Source organism: Planktothrix mougeotii LEGE 06226 (genome assembly GCF_015207485.1).
Lineage (GTDB): Bacteria > Cyanobacteriota > Cyanobacteriia > Cyanobacteriales > Microcoleaceae > Planktothrix.
Genome location: NZ_JADEWU010000106.1, coordinates 1 through 17266, shown reverse-complemented (window position 1 = coordinate 17266; position 17266 = coordinate 1). Strand labels below are relative to the sequence as shown.

At 38.4% G+C, this 17266-nt stretch carries 11 protein-coding genes; 4 read left to right on the top strand and 7 right to left on the bottom strand.

From position 1 onward, the window contains the following. Positions 1–227: 227 nt before the first annotated feature. Positions 228–1364: a Rid family detoxifying hydrolase gene (locus tag IQ236_RS25415; RefSeq protein ID WP_193871862.1), complete on the bottom strand. Its 1137-nt coding sequence runs from the start codon at positions 1362–1364 to the stop codon at positions 228–230. A 320-nt stretch (positions 1365–1684) separates the two neighbouring features. On the opposite strand from IQ236_RS25415, the gene lysS reads away from it, so the two are divergent. Beyond that, a complete protein-coding gene (gene lysS / locus IQ236_RS25410; RefSeq protein WP_193871861.1) occupies positions 1685–3247 on the top strand; it encodes a lysine--tRNA ligase in 1563 nt (520 codons plus the stop codon). An 89-nt stretch (positions 3248–3336) separates the two neighbouring features. Here lysS and IQ236_RS25405 read toward each other — a convergent pair whose 3' ends face one another. After that, entirely contained in the window at positions 3337–5334 is a 1998-nt protein-coding gene (locus IQ236_RS25405; protein WP_193871860.1) for a CHASE2 domain-containing protein, read from the bottom strand. A gap of 373 nt (positions 5335–5707) precedes the next feature. On the opposite strand from IQ236_RS25405, the gene IQ236_RS25400 reads away from it, so the two are divergent. After that, a complete protein-coding gene (locus IQ236_RS25400; RefSeq protein WP_193871859.1) occupies positions 5708–7252 on the top strand; it encodes a diguanylate cyclase domain-containing protein in 1545 nt (514 codons plus the stop codon). 63 nt (positions 7253–7315) lie between these two features. Here the strand turns inward: IQ236_RS25400 and IQ236_RS25395 are convergent, their stop codons facing one another. Further along, on the bottom strand, positions 7316–7936 hold the full coding sequence (locus tag IQ236_RS25395) for a DedA family protein (RefSeq protein WP_193871858.1): 621 nt from the start codon (positions 7934–7936) through the stop codon (positions 7316–7318). A 493-nt stretch (positions 7937–8429) separates the two neighbouring features. Here IQ236_RS25395 and IQ236_RS25390 point away from each other — a divergent pair, with 493 nt between their 5' ends. Then, entirely contained in the window at positions 8430–8783 is a 354-nt protein-coding gene (locus tag IQ236_RS25390) for an STAS domain-containing protein (protein WP_072719578.1), read from the top strand. Between the two features lie 112 nt (positions 8784–8895). On the opposite strand, the gene IQ236_RS25385 is transcribed toward IQ236_RS25390, so the two are convergent. After that, complete coding sequence (locus tag IQ236_RS25385) at positions 8896–10854, bottom strand: diguanylate cyclase domain-containing protein (protein ID WP_193871857.1); 1959 nt, start codon at positions 10852–10854, stop codon at positions 8896–8898. Between the two features lie 386 nt (positions 10855–11240). On the opposite strand from IQ236_RS25385, the gene IQ236_RS25380 reads away from it, so the two are divergent. Next, on the top strand, positions 11241–11723 hold the full coding sequence (locus IQ236_RS25380; RefSeq protein WP_193871856.1) for an orange carotenoid protein N-terminal domain-containing protein: 483 nt from the start codon (positions 11241–11243) through the stop codon (positions 11721–11723). Positions 11724–11823: 100 nt separating this feature from the next. Here IQ236_RS25380 and IQ236_RS25375 read toward each other — a convergent pair whose 3' ends face one another. The 3 genes from IQ236_RS25375 to IQ236_RS25365 all read right to left on the bottom strand — a co-directional run. Then, the gene (locus IQ236_RS25375; protein ID WP_193871855.1) at positions 11824–14736 is read right to left on the bottom strand and encodes a calcium-binding protein; all 2913 of its coding nucleotides are present in this window, start codon (positions 14734–14736) and stop codon (positions 11824–11826) included. Positions 14737–15221: 485 nt separating this feature from the next. Continuing rightward, entirely contained in the window at positions 15222–15947 is a 726-nt protein-coding gene (locus tag IQ236_RS25370) for a Bax inhibitor-1/YccA family protein (protein ID WP_190519523.1), read from the bottom strand. A 111-nt stretch (positions 15948–16058) separates the two neighbouring features. Next, positions 16059–17266 (bottom strand): group II intron reverse transcriptase (locus IQ236_RS25365; RefSeq protein WP_193871854.1); only part of this gene is annotated, 1208 nt, incomplete at its 5' end.

The following is a 17266-nucleotide window of genomic DNA, read 5'->3' as shown; positions in this document are numbered from 1 at the left end:
GTAAGGCGAAGCCGCACGCACCAAATCAACCAAATTAGAACAGAAAACCTTGATGATTATTATAGATAATTGATGGTGCGTGCGCGTTGATGGAGAGAAACAGGTGTAAATTGTAGGGTGCGTAAGGTGAAACCGCACGCACCAAATCAACCAAATTAGAAAGGAAAACTTGGATAATTTTGAGAGATAATTGATGGTGCGTGCGCGGAGCTTACGCACCCTACTGTTTAAATGACTGCGATACACTCGATTTCTACTAATACATCCTTGGGAAGGCGAGACACTTCAACCGTCGCCCTAGCGGGGGCTGTTTCGGGTTTAAAATATTTAGAATAAACTTCATTAACTTGGGTAAAATCGTTCATATCTTTTAAGAAGATTGTGGTTTTAACGACGTTTTCCCAAGTCGCACCTGCTTCCGTTAATACCGCTTCTAAATTTGACATCACTCGTTCAGTTTGTTTGATAACATCATCGGGATAAAGAATTTGGTTAATTCGGGGGTCAATAGCAATTTGTCCCGATAAAAAGATCATGTTATTGACCATTACCGCTTGATTATAAGGGCCAACAGGGTTGGGAGCGTTTTCGGTTTTAATGATTTGGCGAGTCATGGTTTCTTCTGTGTCCGATAATGTTTCTATTGATTCTGATAAATTAGGAGTGCTATCTTCTGGTTGATAGAGTTCTCCATCAGGCATAATTGTATCTGTAAAGTTAACATTTTCAAGGTTAGCCCCATAAATATTAGCATCTGTTAAGTCTGCTTGTGTTAAGTTTGCTCCCTCTAAATTTGCCTTAACTAGATTAGCTCCTCGTAAATCAGCTTTTGTTAGATTAGCATTTTTAAGTATTGCTTTTTTTAAATTAGCATTTTCAAGATTTGCACATTGCAAATTGGCATTTATAAAGTTTAATGATGATAAATTTACATCACTTAAGTTAGCAAAATTTAAGTTAGATGATATAAAATTACATCCTTCAAATTTTCCTCCTCTTAAATTAGCTCGACTTAAAGTTGCCCTTGTAAAATCTGATCTATTCAGACTACAATTTGTTAAGTTAGCTCCTGTCAAATTTGAGCTTGTAAAATCTGCTCTATTCAGAATAGAACCTGTTAAATTAGCTCCTATCAAATTTAATGCAGAGAGATAGGCTTGCTCAAGGTTAGCTGATGTTAAGTTTGTATAACTTAGATCAACGCCAGATAATCTAGCACGGCTTAATTGTATACCTGCTAAATTAGCACCATAGAAATCAATATTCTTTAACTCTGTTCCTTCAAGGTTAACACTTCTTAATTCTAGGCCCTTAAAATCACGTTCACCTTTAGAACGTTTTTCTAAAAATTCTTTGATGTCCATCATTAACCTCTTGGTTGTCTTTGTATCAGTTTATCATTAAAATGAACTTCTGAATATCTTTATTTCAACACTTTCTTTTTATTCTAATAATAATTGATGGTGCGTGCGCGTTGATGGACGACAGGTCTAGTAGGGTGCGTAAGGCGAAGCCGCACGCACCACATCAACCCAATTAGAAAGGAAAACTTGGATAATTTTGAGAGATAATTGATGGTGCGTGCGCGGAGCTTACGCACCCTACTTTAATAATAATTACAAATAATAGCCGATAACTGTTATGATTAAATATTGGGCTAAAATTAATATAGGAAATCATCAACATGGCTAAAAATGAAACCCGCAATGAAGTAGAAGTTCGTTCTCAGAAAGTCGATGAGTTGAGAGAATTGGGAATAGAACCCTATCCCAGTCACTCCCTTCAACGGTCACATACGACCCAAGCAATTAAAGATTTATTCGCACAACCGGGGAAAGAATTAAACGATGGAGAAAGTGACCCCGACGCTGTTCCTTTAACCGTTTGTGGACGTATTACCTTTAAACGGGATAGTGGAAGTATTGGGTTTATTGGGTTAACGGATATTGCGGGAACCATTCAACTCAAACTAGAGAAAAAATTAGTCACTGGCGAAACGGGATTATCCTTTAATCAGGTTAAAAAATATCTGGATTTAGGAGATTTCATTGCCGCCGAAGGAATAGGATGTCGCACGAACCGAGGGGAATTATCAGTACAAGTTGAACGGATTTTTGTGATTTCTAAAGCAACGATGCCTTTTCCTGATTCCTATTATGGAATTAATGACCCGGAATTGTGTCGTCGCCATCGAGAAATTGATTTAGTAAGTAACCCGAAATCCTTAGAAACCTTTAAACTTAGAAATCGGATTTTAAAAAGGATTCGGATGTATTTATGGGATCATTGTTTTGAGGAATTAGAAACCCCCGTATTACAAGCGATTTATGGCGGTGCGGCGGCGCGTCCTTTTGTTACCCATCATAATGCTTTAGATATTAATTTATATCTACGAATTGCTACCGAACTGCATTTAAAACGGGCAATTTGTGGGGGGTTTGAACGAGTCTTTGAAATGGGAAGAGTGTTTAGAAATGAAGGCATTGATAGCACCCATAATCCAGAATTTACTTCTATTGAAGTTTATCAAGCTTATGCAGATTATTTTGATGTCATGACTTTAGTGGAAGATGTAATTTGTGCCGTTGCTACGGATATATTAGGAGAACAAACTGAACTTGAATATCAAGGTCAAGTGATTAGTTTGGAACGGAAATATAACTATTCTGAACAATATCCGACCTTTACGGGAAACCATTGGAAAGTTCAAACGATGGTGGAAGCGGTGCGGGAAAAAACAGGCTTAGATTTTGATACCTTAGAATTAGATGAAGCTCTAAAATCGGCTGAAAATTTAGGGTTACATTTATCTAAATTAGACACTCAAAGTTTAGGCTATGTCCTTTATGCGGTCTTTGATAAATTAGTTTCTCCTCAATTAATACAACCGACTTTTATTACAGAATTTCCGGTAGAAGTCAGTCCGTTAGCAAAACGTCATCGTTCTAAACCTGGATTTGTAGAACGGTTTGAGTTATTTATTCACGGGACAGAATATTCTAATGGTTTTTCGGAATTAAATGATCCTCAAGACCAACGGAAACGATTTGAGGAACAATTAGCGCAGCGAAATGCCGGGGATGAAGAAGCACATCCGATGGATGAAGACTTTATTCAAGCACTTTCTTTAGGAATGCCAAATTGTGGGGGAATGGGAATTGGAATTGATCGATTAATCATGTTATTTACGAATACCGCTAGTATTCGAGATGTGATTATGTTTCCCACAATGCGAACCTCTGTTTAACGTTAGATTCCATGCTTAAATCTGTGCTACAGATGTTTCCCTAAACCCCAAGTAGAGACGCGCCATGGCGCGTCTCTACTTTATTGAAATTAGGAATTTGAATTACTGTTTTCATGAAGATGATTAATAACTCGATAAACTTTGATTTTTTGTAGTTTTCCTTTTAAAGGTAATTCTCCCCAAAATTCTACGTTATATTGTTCATTCAAATAAATTAATGTTTCATAAGCAATTAAAATTCGACAGGTATCAACTTGACGCTCTTTTAAACAGCTTTCTAAACGAGAAGCGGTATTTACACTATCTCCTATTACCCCATATTCTAACCGATTTTTTCCGCCTAAACTACCAACAACCACTGGCCCGGTAAAGATTCCTACCCGCATTTCAATCACAGGTAAACCTCGTTTTTGCCAATCTTGATTGACTGTTTCTAAGCGTTGACGAATGGATAAGGCACAATTGACCGCCTGTTGAGCTTTGGTCGCAATTTCAGCTTCTGTTTTACTCGCAACCGGAACTCCAAATACAGCCATGACACCATCCCCCATAAATTTATTCACAATGCCATGATGGGTTTGAACTTCTTCGGTAATAATATTTAGGTATTCATTTAACCATCCCATAATAAATTCGGGAGATTCCGCTTCTGAAAGGGTACTAAAATTTTTAATATCCGAAAAAAACACCGTTGCAGTTAATTTTTGCCAAGGTAAACGACCGGATTCTAATAAATTTAACCGTCCTTTCCATAACGCATCAGCAATTTCTGGGGAGGTTTGTTGTCCTAATAAACGCATTACCGTTTTTTGTTGTTTTTGAGATTGATATTCTCGATTAATAACGCCTAAAATAACCGTTAAAATTAAAGCTACACTGGGAGAAATCAGGGGAATCCACCCTTGATTTAAAAAAACTAAAAAGCTGATTCCGCCTAATGCTGTTAATAGTAGTCCTGTTCCTAATAAAAGGTAGGAATATCGAGAATAAAATTCAGATAAAATTAGACCTGCGATCGCCCAAATTAAAATCCATAATAACTCTTGACGTTCTGACAGAAACCAAAACAGAGATTCTTCCTCTAAAACTACACTCAATAACTGACTGGTCATTTGAGCTAAATTAACCACACCGGGCAATTTTGGCATCCGATTATTCCCAGTATTGAGAGGGGTTAAGACCGAATCTCGTAAACTCGGCGCACTGACTCCAATTAGCACAATTTTATCTTTAATCCAGGCAGAATTAACCTTTCCTTCTAACACTTCCATTAACGAAACTTGACGAATTGTATCAGGAGCATGACGATAATTAACCAAAATTTGAGAACCCCCAATAATGGATTGATAACCCCCATCATTTGGTTTGAGTTTAGGAAAAGCAACTTCTCCTAGTTGGTAATCTAAATGATGATTAAGTTTTGGTTTAATGTTTTTACAAGGAATACTTGAATGTAAAGGAGTGTAGCCGGGACAGTCGGCTTTTAAATAGGTTAAAACTAAACGCAGTGGTAAAGATAAACGGTTAATTTTTCCATCCCAATTAAACATTAAATGGCGACGGGATACCCCATCAGGATCGAGGGGGACATCTACGGTTCCCACCTGTTGAGGAGAAACTCTAAGTGGGGGTAAAATTCGATCCGCTTCGCTATTTCCAACGCTCATGACTGCGATAAAATTGGGTCGTTTCATTTGCTCCATTAAAGCTTGATGACCGGGTTCTTGGGGTACGTTTCGAGCTATATCTAACCCGATAACGGCGGCTTGTTCTTGTTGTAATTTAGCTAAAACTTGAGCAATAATTTTATCGGATAATGGCCATTGTTTGAGGCGATTAATATCAGTTTCTGTAATTTCTACTATTAAGAGTCTAGGATCAGGTTGATGATAAGGACGTAGTTGTACCATCCGATCATAAACCCGCAGTTCTAACCCTTGAAACAAACCCCATTGCTTGAGTCCACCCACTCCCATTGTAATCATCAATAGGGTTAAAATTAACTTTAAAAATTCTCTGAATTCTAAGGATGTTTCATCATGTTGAGAAAGCCACTGTTTCCAGACAAAAGATTTGCGATCGCTCATTGCACTCGCCTATTTAAAATTTTATATGACTTTTTTCTTTTGATAAAAATTAGATCCGGGGGTTTGGGTTAACTGTTAACCCATCTTCCCTAAACCCAATCCTCTAAACCCTGATTCTGACGCTGTACACCCTGATTTTTTGATCAGCTAAATGTAAACGAGCTTATGATCTAATTCTAGGTCAATTTTAGATAACTTTGATGATTGTTTACGATTCAATTCGGCTGGGTGTTACCCGAATTAGTGATAAAATTTTAGGATGTAGTTTATCATTAGGCTTGATCATGCCTTAACCAATCTTATCATTATCATTTTCTCAGGTAAACCTTCACAACGCTGTTCAATGGGTTTTATCTATCATCTACTTGAAAATATGAAAATAGACTATCAGGAAAAAGAAGGGCAGAAATTTCTGCGAATTATTTATGCAGTCGGATTAGCAATAATAGTGGCTACCGCTTTGGGGATTGAACTTTTCTATTCTTATCAATTGACGGCTCGAAATACAGAGCGAAATATTCGGAATATCGCTCAACTTTTAGCTCAGAATATTTTCTATAAATTAAACTCTAAACAGGGTTTAAGTTTTTCCCAAAAAAATTTTGATTATTCAGTTTTGAACCCCGAAATCCAAGGGATTAACCTAGATAATCGGGGTGTGATTGAAATTATAGATTTAAAATTAAGACTAATCACTAGAGAACCCCACCTATCTCCTGATAAAAATCGATCATTACAACTTGTGGCTTTACAAAAATTTATTAAAGAGAATCAAAGCCAAAAAATTGAGGTATTAATATCTCCTATGGATGGAAAAAAAAGCATTTATGGAATTCAAAGGATTGAAGGTTATCCCTTAATTATTTTAATAAAATTGCCTTTGTTTGAAGTGTTTTTAACTTGGTATATTAAAGTAATAATTTATGTAATTTTGTTTTTATTATTGATAATTTTATTAATGATTTTAATTAAAAGAGAAAACAATTATTTACAGCAAACTCAAGAATTGATGACCCGTTTTGTGGCAATGGAATCGGCAGATGATATGATTGTAATTACTGGCAAAGATGGAACAATTGAATATGTCAATCCTGCTTTTACAAAGATTACAGGCTATCAGGCAACTGAAGTGATTGGAAAGAACCCTTCTCTGTTAAAAAGTGGTCGTCAAAACAAAGAATTTTATCAAAAATTATGGAAAACAATTTTATCAGGAACCGGGTGGAAAGGAGAATTAGTTAACTCTAAAAAAGATGGAACGACTTATTATGAAGAGATGACGATTGCACCTGTTAAAAATTCCCAAAATGAAATTATTCGCTTTGTTGCTGTTAAACGGGATATTAGCGATCGCAAACAATTAGAAGCTCAATTAGCTTGGTTAGCTCATTTTGATAAATTAACAGGATTACCTAATCGGGTTTTATTTTTTGACCGTTTAGAACGAGCGATCGCCGAGGCCCAACGACAACAAACGCGGTTTGCTGTTGTTTTTATTGATTTAGATGGGTTTAAATTAGTGAATGATTGTTTAGGACATCAAAGTGGTGATTTCGTATTGCAAGAAGTCGCAAAACGATTATCTTTATCTGTCCGAAAATCTGATACGGTTGCCCGCATGGGAGGGGATGAATTTACCTTGATTTTAGGGAATATTTCTCAACGAAATGATGTGATTAAAATTGCTCAGACGATTCTTTTAGCACTCTCTCAACGTTGTGTTGTCAACGGTCATGAATGTCAAATTGGAGCCAGTATTGGCATTAGTTTTTATCCTGATGATGGAACAGATTTAGAAACCTTAGTTAATAAAGCTGATGCAGCCATGTATAGGGGCAAACATCAAGGAAAAAACCGCTATGAATTTGCCTCAACCGAGGAAAGCGTAACTAACAATAATTCCTCCAGTGATAACTGATAACTGATAACTGATAACTGATAACTGATAACTGATAACTGATAACTGATAACTGATAACTGATTAAAGATGGTTGGCTTTACGGGTTTCTAACCACATGGGGATAACGAACCAAGCCACCACTAAAATTAGAGCCAGAATTGCAAATTGGGCAACCCAAGCGACTAATTTTTCCAAGGAGATAATATTTCCGACGAAATAGGATAAACTGACCATCACCGATGCCCAAACGGTAGCTCCCGCAGAATTACAAAGAAAGAATTTCCAGTAGGGCATTTGGGCAATTCCGGCTAAAGGGCCAGCAAAAATCCGTAAGAGGGCGACAAATCGACCGAGAAAAACAGCCCGGGCTGCATTTTGGCGAAATTGTTCTTTGACCTCATGCAGTTGTTCTTCGCGAATCCGAAATAACTTACCGAGACGCAATAGCAATGGCCACCCGCCCCATTTGCCCAGCCAGTAGCCAAAATTATCGCCTAAAATTGCCCCAGCAATGGCACTACCGAGGACAAACCAATAATTCAATTCACCACTCCCCGCCAGAAACCCACCCACGAGGGTAATGGTTTCTCCTGGGAGCGGAATGCCCGCATTTTCTAAGGCTATTCCGACAAACACAGCCCAGTAGCCGTATTGATGAGCAATTTCTCGAATTGTTTCTAAGGATACAAACTCAAAAGACATTCAATGCTGCCTTTATATTTTTTTGCAAAGCTTTATACTTCTCTATATATCTTGACGTGTTTTTCCGAATTGTGTCAATCTTCGTTGGGTTGAGGAACACAACAAATTAGGTTCAGTCGATCAAACCTCAGTTAGATGTCCCACGAAAGGGGATCGTTGGCAAAATCCTAGGAACTGGATCTGAGTCAATGTCAAGACTTCTGTGAAACATCCAGAATTGCTGTAATTCCCAGTATACCTGGATGTTAGTCCCTCTCGTTTCTCTCTTTCAATTGTAGCTAAGTTAAGATGAAATAAAGTTTAATTCATCCTAAATGGCTATAAATCCCTCTTTGGACAGACCAAAAACCCTCAACAGTTCAATTATTATAGGTGTTTCATCTTGTTTTTTGAGGATGATGAGTCTCAACTGTTTTAACGTTGGTCTGAACAATTCTATTGTTGGGTGGAAGGGTGAGTATCTGCTGCCTTTAATAAGCTAGGAGTGATAACAATGGAATGGCAAGAATTAAATGGGTATGTTTGGCTTCAGCCCCAAACTCGTCTTGACTCCCAAGGAGGTCTTTTTCTCAAAGAACAATTAGTTAATATTCCCATAGAACCCCACAAAATCTGGGTGATGAATCTGGCAACTGTAGATTTTATGGATAGTTCAGGTTTAGGAGCCGTTGTAACGGCCGTTAAATTTGCGCGCAGTAAAGGGTGTCGTTTGGTGATGTGTAGGCCATCTGCAACCGCCCGACTGGTTTTTGAAATTACACAACTCGATCGAGTCTTTGAAATTATCGAAAATATCGAGGAGATTTTTTCTAATTCTTCTATTTCTGAAGAATTATTGTCTGCTTAGTTGTAAATTTTCACTCCCGACCAACGTGATCCGATGAAGGATATTATTCTGAACCCATGCTAAATATCAATGATCTTTTCTTGATGGCAATTGATGATGAACCCTTAGCGGTTCATTTTTTCTGGCTGAAGGAAGAAGATGAAGATAAGGAAAAGACAACATATTGATTTCGCCCTTGAGCTTTAGCTTGATAGAGTGCTTGATCCGCCATTGCGACTAATTGTTTTGGGGGCATTTTTTCTGAAGGAATAACGCTACTAATTCCCAAACTACAAGTCATATAAGTATCCACTAATGAACCTTCATGAACAATCTGTAATTGTTCGATCTGGTTGTGAATGTTTTGGGCAATTAAAATCGCTTCTGATCCGCCTGTTTTGGGTAAAATAATGGCAAATTCTTCCCCACCATATCGAGCCAATAAATCCCCCGGATATCTCATGACTCGGTTAATGCCTTGAGCGACTTCTCGTAAGGCGATATCCCCGGCTAAATGTCCGTAGGTATCGTTATACCGTTTAAAAAAGTCTAAATCACACAAAATGACTGATAAGGGTAGTTGGTCTTGAGATAATTGAGACCATTGATGATGCAGATAATCATCAAAACAACGACGGTTAGCAACTCCGGTTAAACTATCAGAAGTTGCTAAATCTTTTAATTCATGATTGACAAGTTGTAACTGATGATAAAGTTCCGATTGTTGAATGGCGATCGCCAATTGTGCGGATAAAGATACTAATAATTCCTGCTCCCAAGTTTGCCATTGTCGGGGACTCGAACATTGATGGGCGAGTAATAAACCCCACATTTTTTGTCCATGCCAAATGGGTGTGACTAAATAAGCTCGAACGTGAAGTTGGTGCAACAGTTCGTAATGACAACGGCTTAAATTAGAGGTGTAAATATCAGCAACGGATTTAATTTTCTGATGATTTTCTAACGCCAATGTTTGTTGAATACAACTATCAGTATATCGATTTCCTAGCAGGGAAAAGCATCCTTTTGTCCGAGATTCGGTTAAAACTTCTCCGCCATAATGGTCATCAAACCGGAAAATGATCACCCGTTCAGTTTGTAGCACCTGACGAATTTCGGTAACGGTGGTATTGAGAATTTCACTTAACTCTAAAGATTCATGAATGCGTTGAGTCAGCCGGGAAGTAAATCGTTCCCGTTCTGCTTGTTGTTTGAGTTGTTGTTCAATTTGTAAGCGATCGCTAATATCGCGGGCTAAAGCATGAATTAATTGTTGTTCTCCTACTTGAATTAACCCAACCCGGACTTCTACGGGAAAGGTGGTTTGATCTTTGCGACGGTAAATTCGGCGTAGGGTTATGGGTTTATTCGGAACTAAACTTTGCAAAAAGAGCGCGGGAATTTCCTCAGTTTCTATTTGTTGAATCGATAACTTTAAAAGTTCTTGTCGCGTATACCCTAAACTTTGACACGCAAATTGATTAACATCTAAAATCTGGCCGTTCAAATCATGTAACAAAAACCCATCCGCCGCCTGTTCGACTAATGACCGAAACCGATCTTGACTTTGCAACAAAGCGATTTCTGTTTGCTGTAACCGTTGGGATGCTAATCGTAAATCTAACTGTTCAATCACTAATTCCCCAAGAGATTGTAGGGTTTGGATTTCTAACTCACTCAACTGGCGGGGATGATGATCCATTACACATAGGGTTCCTAAGCGTTGTCCATCGGACGTACACAAAGGAGCCCCTGCATAAAACCGGAGATTAAACTCCCCCGTTACCAAAGGATGATTGCACCATCGGGGATCTGTGAGGGTATCATTAACACAATAAACCCCTGGATTATACATTGCAAAACCGCAAAAGCTGCCTTCACGATCAACCTGAGGATGCTCTAGTCCTAGACGGGATTTAAACCAAATTCGATTCTGATCAACTAAACTCACCAAGGAGATAGGAACTTTTAGCAATCGAGATGCTAAAAGTGTAATCCGGTCAAATGCTGCTTCAGAAGGCGTATCTAAGATCTGGTAACGATAAAGCGTTTCTAATCGTTCATTTTCCTCAAAATTAGAAGATAGAAACATACATGGAGGCACTTTAAAAAAACTACCCATAATATTTGGTTGAGATCCAGCAAAGAAGATCAGGTTTAATTAGACTCAATTGATACAAGTAAGATAGAAGCCTGAAAAGCCAGAAACTTTATTCTTACTGAATTATACTCAAATTTATAACACATCTTATACGTTAAATCGAGTAAAATATGATACTGTAGAAAAGCACAAAGGGCAGAATCGGGTGTCTGTGTTTATTATTGTAGCGTTCTCTTCTATTGATTTTCATCTTTTCATTCTTGAGAAAGAGGAGAATCACCTTTATATTTATTAAGATTTATAACAATGTCTTCCTTGATTCAATTTGAATCTGGATAAATTACATCGTTTTGCATTAATAAATTGGAGCATTTTTCATGACCTTTACACCCACTCAACAGGATTTAGAACAAGCTTTATCTAAATTCCGAGGATTAGATGTCGATACCCAATTAGCCTTTTTGTGGTTTGTTTATACAAAAATGGGTCAATCTATTACTCCTGCGGCTCCTGGTGCTGCCCAAACGGAGATTGCCGAAGGGTTATATAATCAAGTTCAAGCCCTTTCTTTTGAAGAACAATTGCAAGCTCAACGCGACTTTTTAGAAAGTAATGATACCCAATTGTCTCGTGAATATGGCTCTTTAAGTGACAATACCAAACTCTTGTTTTGGTATCGTTTAGCGCAAGGAATGGATGCTAAAACCATTGTTCCCATGCCGGAAAATTATGAATTTTCTCAAGAAGGTAAAGCTTTATTAGGTCAATTAGAAAATATGGATTTTGAACAACAAATTACCTTCCTCCGTCAAAGTGTTGAACCTACTGGAGCCGCGCCTCAATCAGGTTCTGGACTGTAATTCAACATTTATTTCAATTGCTTAGATTGTGTTTAGACCCTCTATTATTCATCCCCCTGATTCAGGGGGATTTTTTTTCTAATTCTTATTGATCACAGGATTAAATGACCTGAAACTGATTAGCAGTTATTAAATCTAAATCAATCCCGTTTAATCGAGCTAAATCTTCTTCTGTAGAAGTTAAACGAATAATAACTGCATTTTCTTCTTGAATTAAGGTGAGTTGTTCAAAGGTTAATCCGTTACTGAGTCCTAACTGATCTAAGGTAATATCAAAGTCAAGAATTAAGTCATTTCCGGCGTTCATTTGCAACATAAAAATATCTTGACCTAATCCTCCATTGAGGGTATCATCCCCCAAGTCTCCCCATAAACTATCATTGCCAATTCCTCCGATTAAAGAATCATTTTCACTTCCCCCATACAGGCTATCATTTCCTAAACAACCGTCTATAATATCTACTCCTGAATTTCCCAACAGCAAATCGTTATTGTCTCCTCCACAAAGGCTATCATTTCCCAGATCTCCCCATAAACTATCATTCCCAATTCCTCCTTCTAAACTATCTTGATTTTCCCCTCCTAATAAACTATCGTCTCCTGAACCTCCATCAAGCAAATCGTCGTCTAAATTTCCCAATAAAATATCGTTTTCGCTTCCTCCAATTAAGGTGTCATTTCCTAAATCACCGTATAAAATATCATCACCTTCATCTCCCTGTAACTGATCATTTTCTTTCCCTCCATAGAGGGTATCTTCTCCTAGATTTCCCTGGATAAAATCATGATTGCGATCGCCAAATAGCAAATCGTTATTTTCATCTCCTTGCAAAATATCATCATCTTGTCCTCCATATTGGGTATCATCTCCTAACCCTCCTATAAAAACATCTGCACCTTGATTTCCCAATAACAAATCATTTCCATTTCCACCATTAAGGTTATCTGCACTTTCCATTCCGATTAAAGTATCATTTCCTTCAAAACCATTGATTTGATCGTTAAAATTACTTCCCCTTAAGTCATCATTTTCTATTGTCCCATTTAAGGTTTTTTCGATTACATTTTGTGTTTTTTCTGGGTTTAAGTTTGGTTTAGGGAATTGATCACACAAACAGTCATCTTCACCAACAATAGGACTCGGTGTAGGTTGTGGTGTTGGCGTTGGTGTTGGACTCGGAGTTGGTGTTGGTGTAGGTTGTGGAATTGGCGTTGGCGTTGGTGTTGGACTGGGACTGGGACTGGGAGTTGCTGTCGGAGTTGGACTCGGAGTTATTGTCGGAGTTGGTGTTGGACTGGGACTAGGAGTTATTGTCGGGGTTGGTGTTGTTGTCGGAGTTGGACTCGGAGTTACTGTCAGAGTTGGACTAGGAGTTGGAGTTGGAATCGGAGTTACTGTCGGAGTTGGTGTGGGTGTTAGGACGGGAAACTCATAAGCACCACTATCAATAATGGCTGTACCATTTTGATCCCCATCAATAGGACGAGTTTGACCGAGTTGATCCGTTATGGGTGAATTATTATTATTACCTGTATCAATAGCGGGACTTCCGATTAATAAAGGATGAATTAATTTTCCATCAATTGTTTGTAAATCCCCTAATAAAGCATCAGCCACTAATTGAATATTAGCCGTTGCTTTAGTATCATTAGGGTTGAACTCATTAGTTTGAATATTACCACCGCCTTCATTATATTCAGTTCCCGTATGATGTTTAACGTTCCAAGAATTTCCCCCATTATTAGCAAAATTTTTCGCTAAAATCGTATTTTGTAAAGTAACATTTGTCCCTCCTCCCCAAAATCCTCCCCCTTGAAACCCTGCATAATTATTAGCAATTGTTGTATTAATAATCTGGGTTGAATTTGTCCCATTAGCAAGAGTTATTGCACCTCCTAAACCCTGATTACCATCGGAAGATTCGGCACGATTTCCTGAAAATGTGCTATTGGTTATCGTAGTCGGAGAAGTTTCACCAATCCATAAACCTCCTCCTTGACTATAGGCTCGGTTATTGGCAAATGTTGTATGATTAATCGTTAATTCAGCATTTCCTGAACGCAATCCTCCTCCTAAAGAATCGCCTTTCAGATTAGTTTGAATACTATTATTAATAATTGTACTATTTTCAATAATGATTTGATCAGGAGGATAAGCAAATAAAAATAATCCACCTCCTTGTCCGGCTCCAGTATTACCATCAAATAAAGAATTACTAATCTGAATGATTCCGCCTGTTAATCCAGGGCCAAAATTCGCACCGGAAGCATTTGCACCATCGGTATAAATAGCTCCCCCAGCACCATGATAATTATTAGAACCATTGGGAACAGTACCCCCTGGAACAGAGGTATTATTAATAAATTTAGAATTATCAACGGTTAAATTACCGAGTAAATGATTGATTGCACCTCCATTAATTCCCTTATTATTGTTAAATTCACTATCTTTAACCGTCAAAGAACCTGCGCTTTTTGTAGCGATCGCACCGCCCCCTCGTTCACTTCCTCCTAAAGTGCCATCATTATTATTAAATTTGCTATTAATCACAACCGTATTACTTTTAAATCCGGTATAAATTCCGCCTCCAAATTGGGCAACATTATCATTGAGTTCACTATTTTCTAAGGTGAGGTTTGTTGAACCTCCCATGCGAATTCCTCCTCCTGCACCTGCTTCATCAATTCCTGTTGCATTACCCTTAATAATAATCAGATTCTTAAGGGTTATAGTTGTAGGTTGAAATTGCTGATCAACTTGCAGTTCTAATACCCGAAATTGGTTTTCACCACTAATCGTTAGTTGACGGGGAACAGTACCCGCAATCAGTCCATCAATGGTAATACTTTTATTAATATTTAATTGACCTGTCGTCAGTTTTATGATAGGATTAGGTTGACTCGCTAAACCAGAATCAAATTGAATAATATCTCCAGATTGAGCTTGAGCGATCGCCTCTCGTAAAGAACCGATACCGTTATCATTTAAGTTCGTAACGATTAAAGTTGCCATGTTGATTGATCCTAATTTCGAGGGTTATTTTCAGATAATTATCCTTTCCAGCAAAGTTGATTAATATCCAGGATCTGATCTCATTTTTATTAATTGTCAACCGCGAATTTCCATCAAATTTGAGACCAGACTTTAAATCGTTGATGATTTGGGTCTAGCCGTTTATAAATTTCTAATAAGATTAAGCCTGATTTTAATAAATAGATTGGCCCTTTCACCCAGCCACCACGGGAAAGCACCAATCTAATTGTGGCACACTGCCAAGAAGCCACAAGAGCATATTATTAAAGCCCAAATGATGTTAATTTAAGCTTTAATTTATTAATAACCTAAATTAGGGGTTTTTCGCCTCAGAAATTCTACGGAACTTTTTAATTAAAATAAACGTTGTAACTCCGAGAAATTATGGAGAAGCAGTATCCATCAAAAAGGGCGAGGAATACCCCGCCCCTTGTTACACAGAGGAATAGCTCTCCAACCCAGAATTAATCCCGATTAAAGGCAATCAGTAAGCGCAGGATAAAGATAAATAAATTGATGTACGTTAAATACATCGATAAAGCTGCGGATAAATACTGTTGGTCGTTGTAGGCGCGAGGCAACAAATAGAAATCAACCACCGCCGCCCCAACAAACAAGACGACTCCTAGACCCGAAATCCCAATTTCTAACCAAGAGGGGGCAATGATCCCAAAGAAACTGAGGACAACTTGCGCCAGAATGACAACAAATAGGGCAATAATTCCGAGGTTGATGGTTTTACTTAAGGCCATCCCATCGGACTCAGAGAGGTTAGACCCAATGGAACGCGCCCCAATAAAGGTGACTCCACACCCTAATGCAGCCACACCAATTCCGGCAATCCCAACACCATTAGTCCCTAAAGCAACAGCAACCAAACCGGTGAGAGTATAGCCTGTGAGTAGGCTGTAGGTCGCTAATAGGGGTAAGGCAGCTTTGCTATTACCCTTGTTGGCAACACCAGAAGCAACAAAAAATAGAACGAGTTGTGCAATCAGGGCTACCCAGAAGGTCGGCATGAACAATCCGGGGTTTGTCGCTAAAACGTTTAAACCCCCAAAGGTGCCCACCGCCGTGAGAATTAACCCACCACCCACATAGGGTAAAGCGTTAGCAATCACATTGGGGCCGAGGATGGCTTCATTTTTAGCTTCCCGTAAAGCTTGACGGAAGTTACTTGTACTGGTCATATCGTCCTTATGTAATTCACAATCAGAACACTATATTAGGGGTCGATGAGGGCTTTACAACCTTCACCTCCCATTCAGAACCGTGCGTGCGACTTTCACCGCACACGGCTCCTAGTCTAGCTGCCTGTTGTCATCAGAACATCCGGTTTCTTTTGAGTTGTAAGACCCATCGGTTGCCGTTTTAATATCGTGACAATGGCGATGTAATAATTGCAGGTTCTTATATTCATCTTTCCCTTCTAAAGATATGGGAAGAATATGGTCGATTTCTGCAATATCTTCCGGGGTGAAATATTGCCCACAGAAGTTACATTTACCTTTTTGCTTTTTCAGCAAAAATGCTACTCGTTTGGGTACATCAAAAGACGTTCCTTTTCTTGTACTCCAATATATCCAGTTTCCATCATAAGGTGATGCTTCAGGTCTTACAGTTACATGACGGGTAATAGGTGTTTCTGCATGGGTGAGTAGTCTATAACCATCTTTGGTTTCAAAACTCCATGCTATATTCCCGTTTTTTCTGAAATAGTTTTTCAGTTTCTTGTAGCTGGCTTTACCGCATCTGCTGACTGTCCATGCTCTTAATCTTAGCCATGTTATGTGGTCTAGTGAGGAGAAAATCTCTTTTGCGACCACTTTGGAATGGTAGTTACACCATCCTTTAATTATTGGGTTCAGGCGTTTGATTAATGCGTATTGGGGTGCAGTTCTGTGGGTTTTAATCACTTCCTTTACCTTATCCGCGTGAGCTTTAATTGCCTTCTTACTAGGTTTTATTAGGGTTTTAAAACCTAATGGTTTGGAGCTTCCTCCTGTTGTACCACTGTGGTGTTTACCAACTGGATATTGTCTAAAGTTCCATCCTAGAAAGTCAAATCCTGGTTTAACCTTTTCGTCATTGACCTCAATTTCTCTCAGTGTGTGACAAATTCGGGTTTTTGAAGGTTTAAGTTCTAAACCTATAGGTTTTAACCATTCTTCTATGGTAATTTGGCATTGTTGAATGACTTCTAATTGTGGGCTGATGACCACGAAGTCATCGGCATATCTGATGACCCTGGCATAATTCTTATTACCGTTTGTTCCTTTAGGAAAACGTTTTACAATTAGCCTAATCATTCCATCCAGTGCGATGTTAGCAAGTAAAGGACTGATGACCCCTCCTTGTGGAGTGCCTGTCTCTGTTGCTTCGAATATGCCGTTATCCATCACTCCAGCTTTTAACCATTGTCTGATTTGAGCTTTTATTATTGATGGACAATCAATTTTGGACAGTAGGTAATCATGATTAATCTGGTCAAAACACTTTGAGATGTCAG

What these genes read in the sequence shown, in the direction of transcription:
- IQ236_RS25415 (WP_193871862.1), bottom strand. Translation starts at nt 1,364, where the DNA reads ATGGACATCAAAGAATTTTTAGAAAAACGTTCTAAAGGTGAACGTGAT.
- IQ236_RS25405 (WP_193871860.1), bottom strand. Translation starts at nt 5,334, where the DNA reads ATGAGCGATCGCAAATCTTTTGTCTGGAAACAGTGGCTTTCTCAACAT.
- IQ236_RS25395 (WP_193871858.1), bottom strand. Translation starts at nt 7,936, where the DNA reads ATGTCTTTTGAGTTTGTATCCTTAGAAACAATTCGAGAAATTGCTCAT.
- IQ236_RS25375 (WP_193871855.1), bottom strand. Translation starts at nt 14,736, where the DNA reads ATGGCAACTTTAATCGTTACGAACTTAAATGATAACGGTATCGGTTCT.
- IQ236_RS25400 (WP_193871859.1), top strand. Translation starts at nt 5,708, where the DNA reads ATGAAAATAGACTATCAGGAAAAAGAAGGGCAGAAATTTCTGCGAATT.
- lysS (WP_193871861.1), top strand. Translation starts at nt 1,685, where the DNA reads ATGGCTAAAAATGAAACCCGCAATGAAGTAGAAGTTCGTTCTCAGAAA.
- IQ236_RS25370 (WP_190519523.1), bottom strand. Translation starts at nt 15,947, where the DNA reads ATGACCAGTACAAGTAACTTCCGTCAAGCTTTACGGGAAGCTAAAAAT.
- IQ236_RS25385 (WP_193871857.1), bottom strand. Translation starts at nt 10,854, where the DNA reads ATGTTTCTATCTTCTAATTTTGAGGAAAATGAACGATTAGAAACGCTT.
- IQ236_RS25380 (WP_193871856.1), top strand. Translation starts at nt 11,241, where the DNA reads ATGACCTTTACACCCACTCAACAGGATTTAGAACAAGCTTTATCTAAA.
- IQ236_RS25390 (WP_072719578.1), top strand. Translation starts at nt 8,430, where the DNA reads ATGGAATGGCAAGAATTAAATGGGTATGTTTGGCTTCAGCCCCAAACT.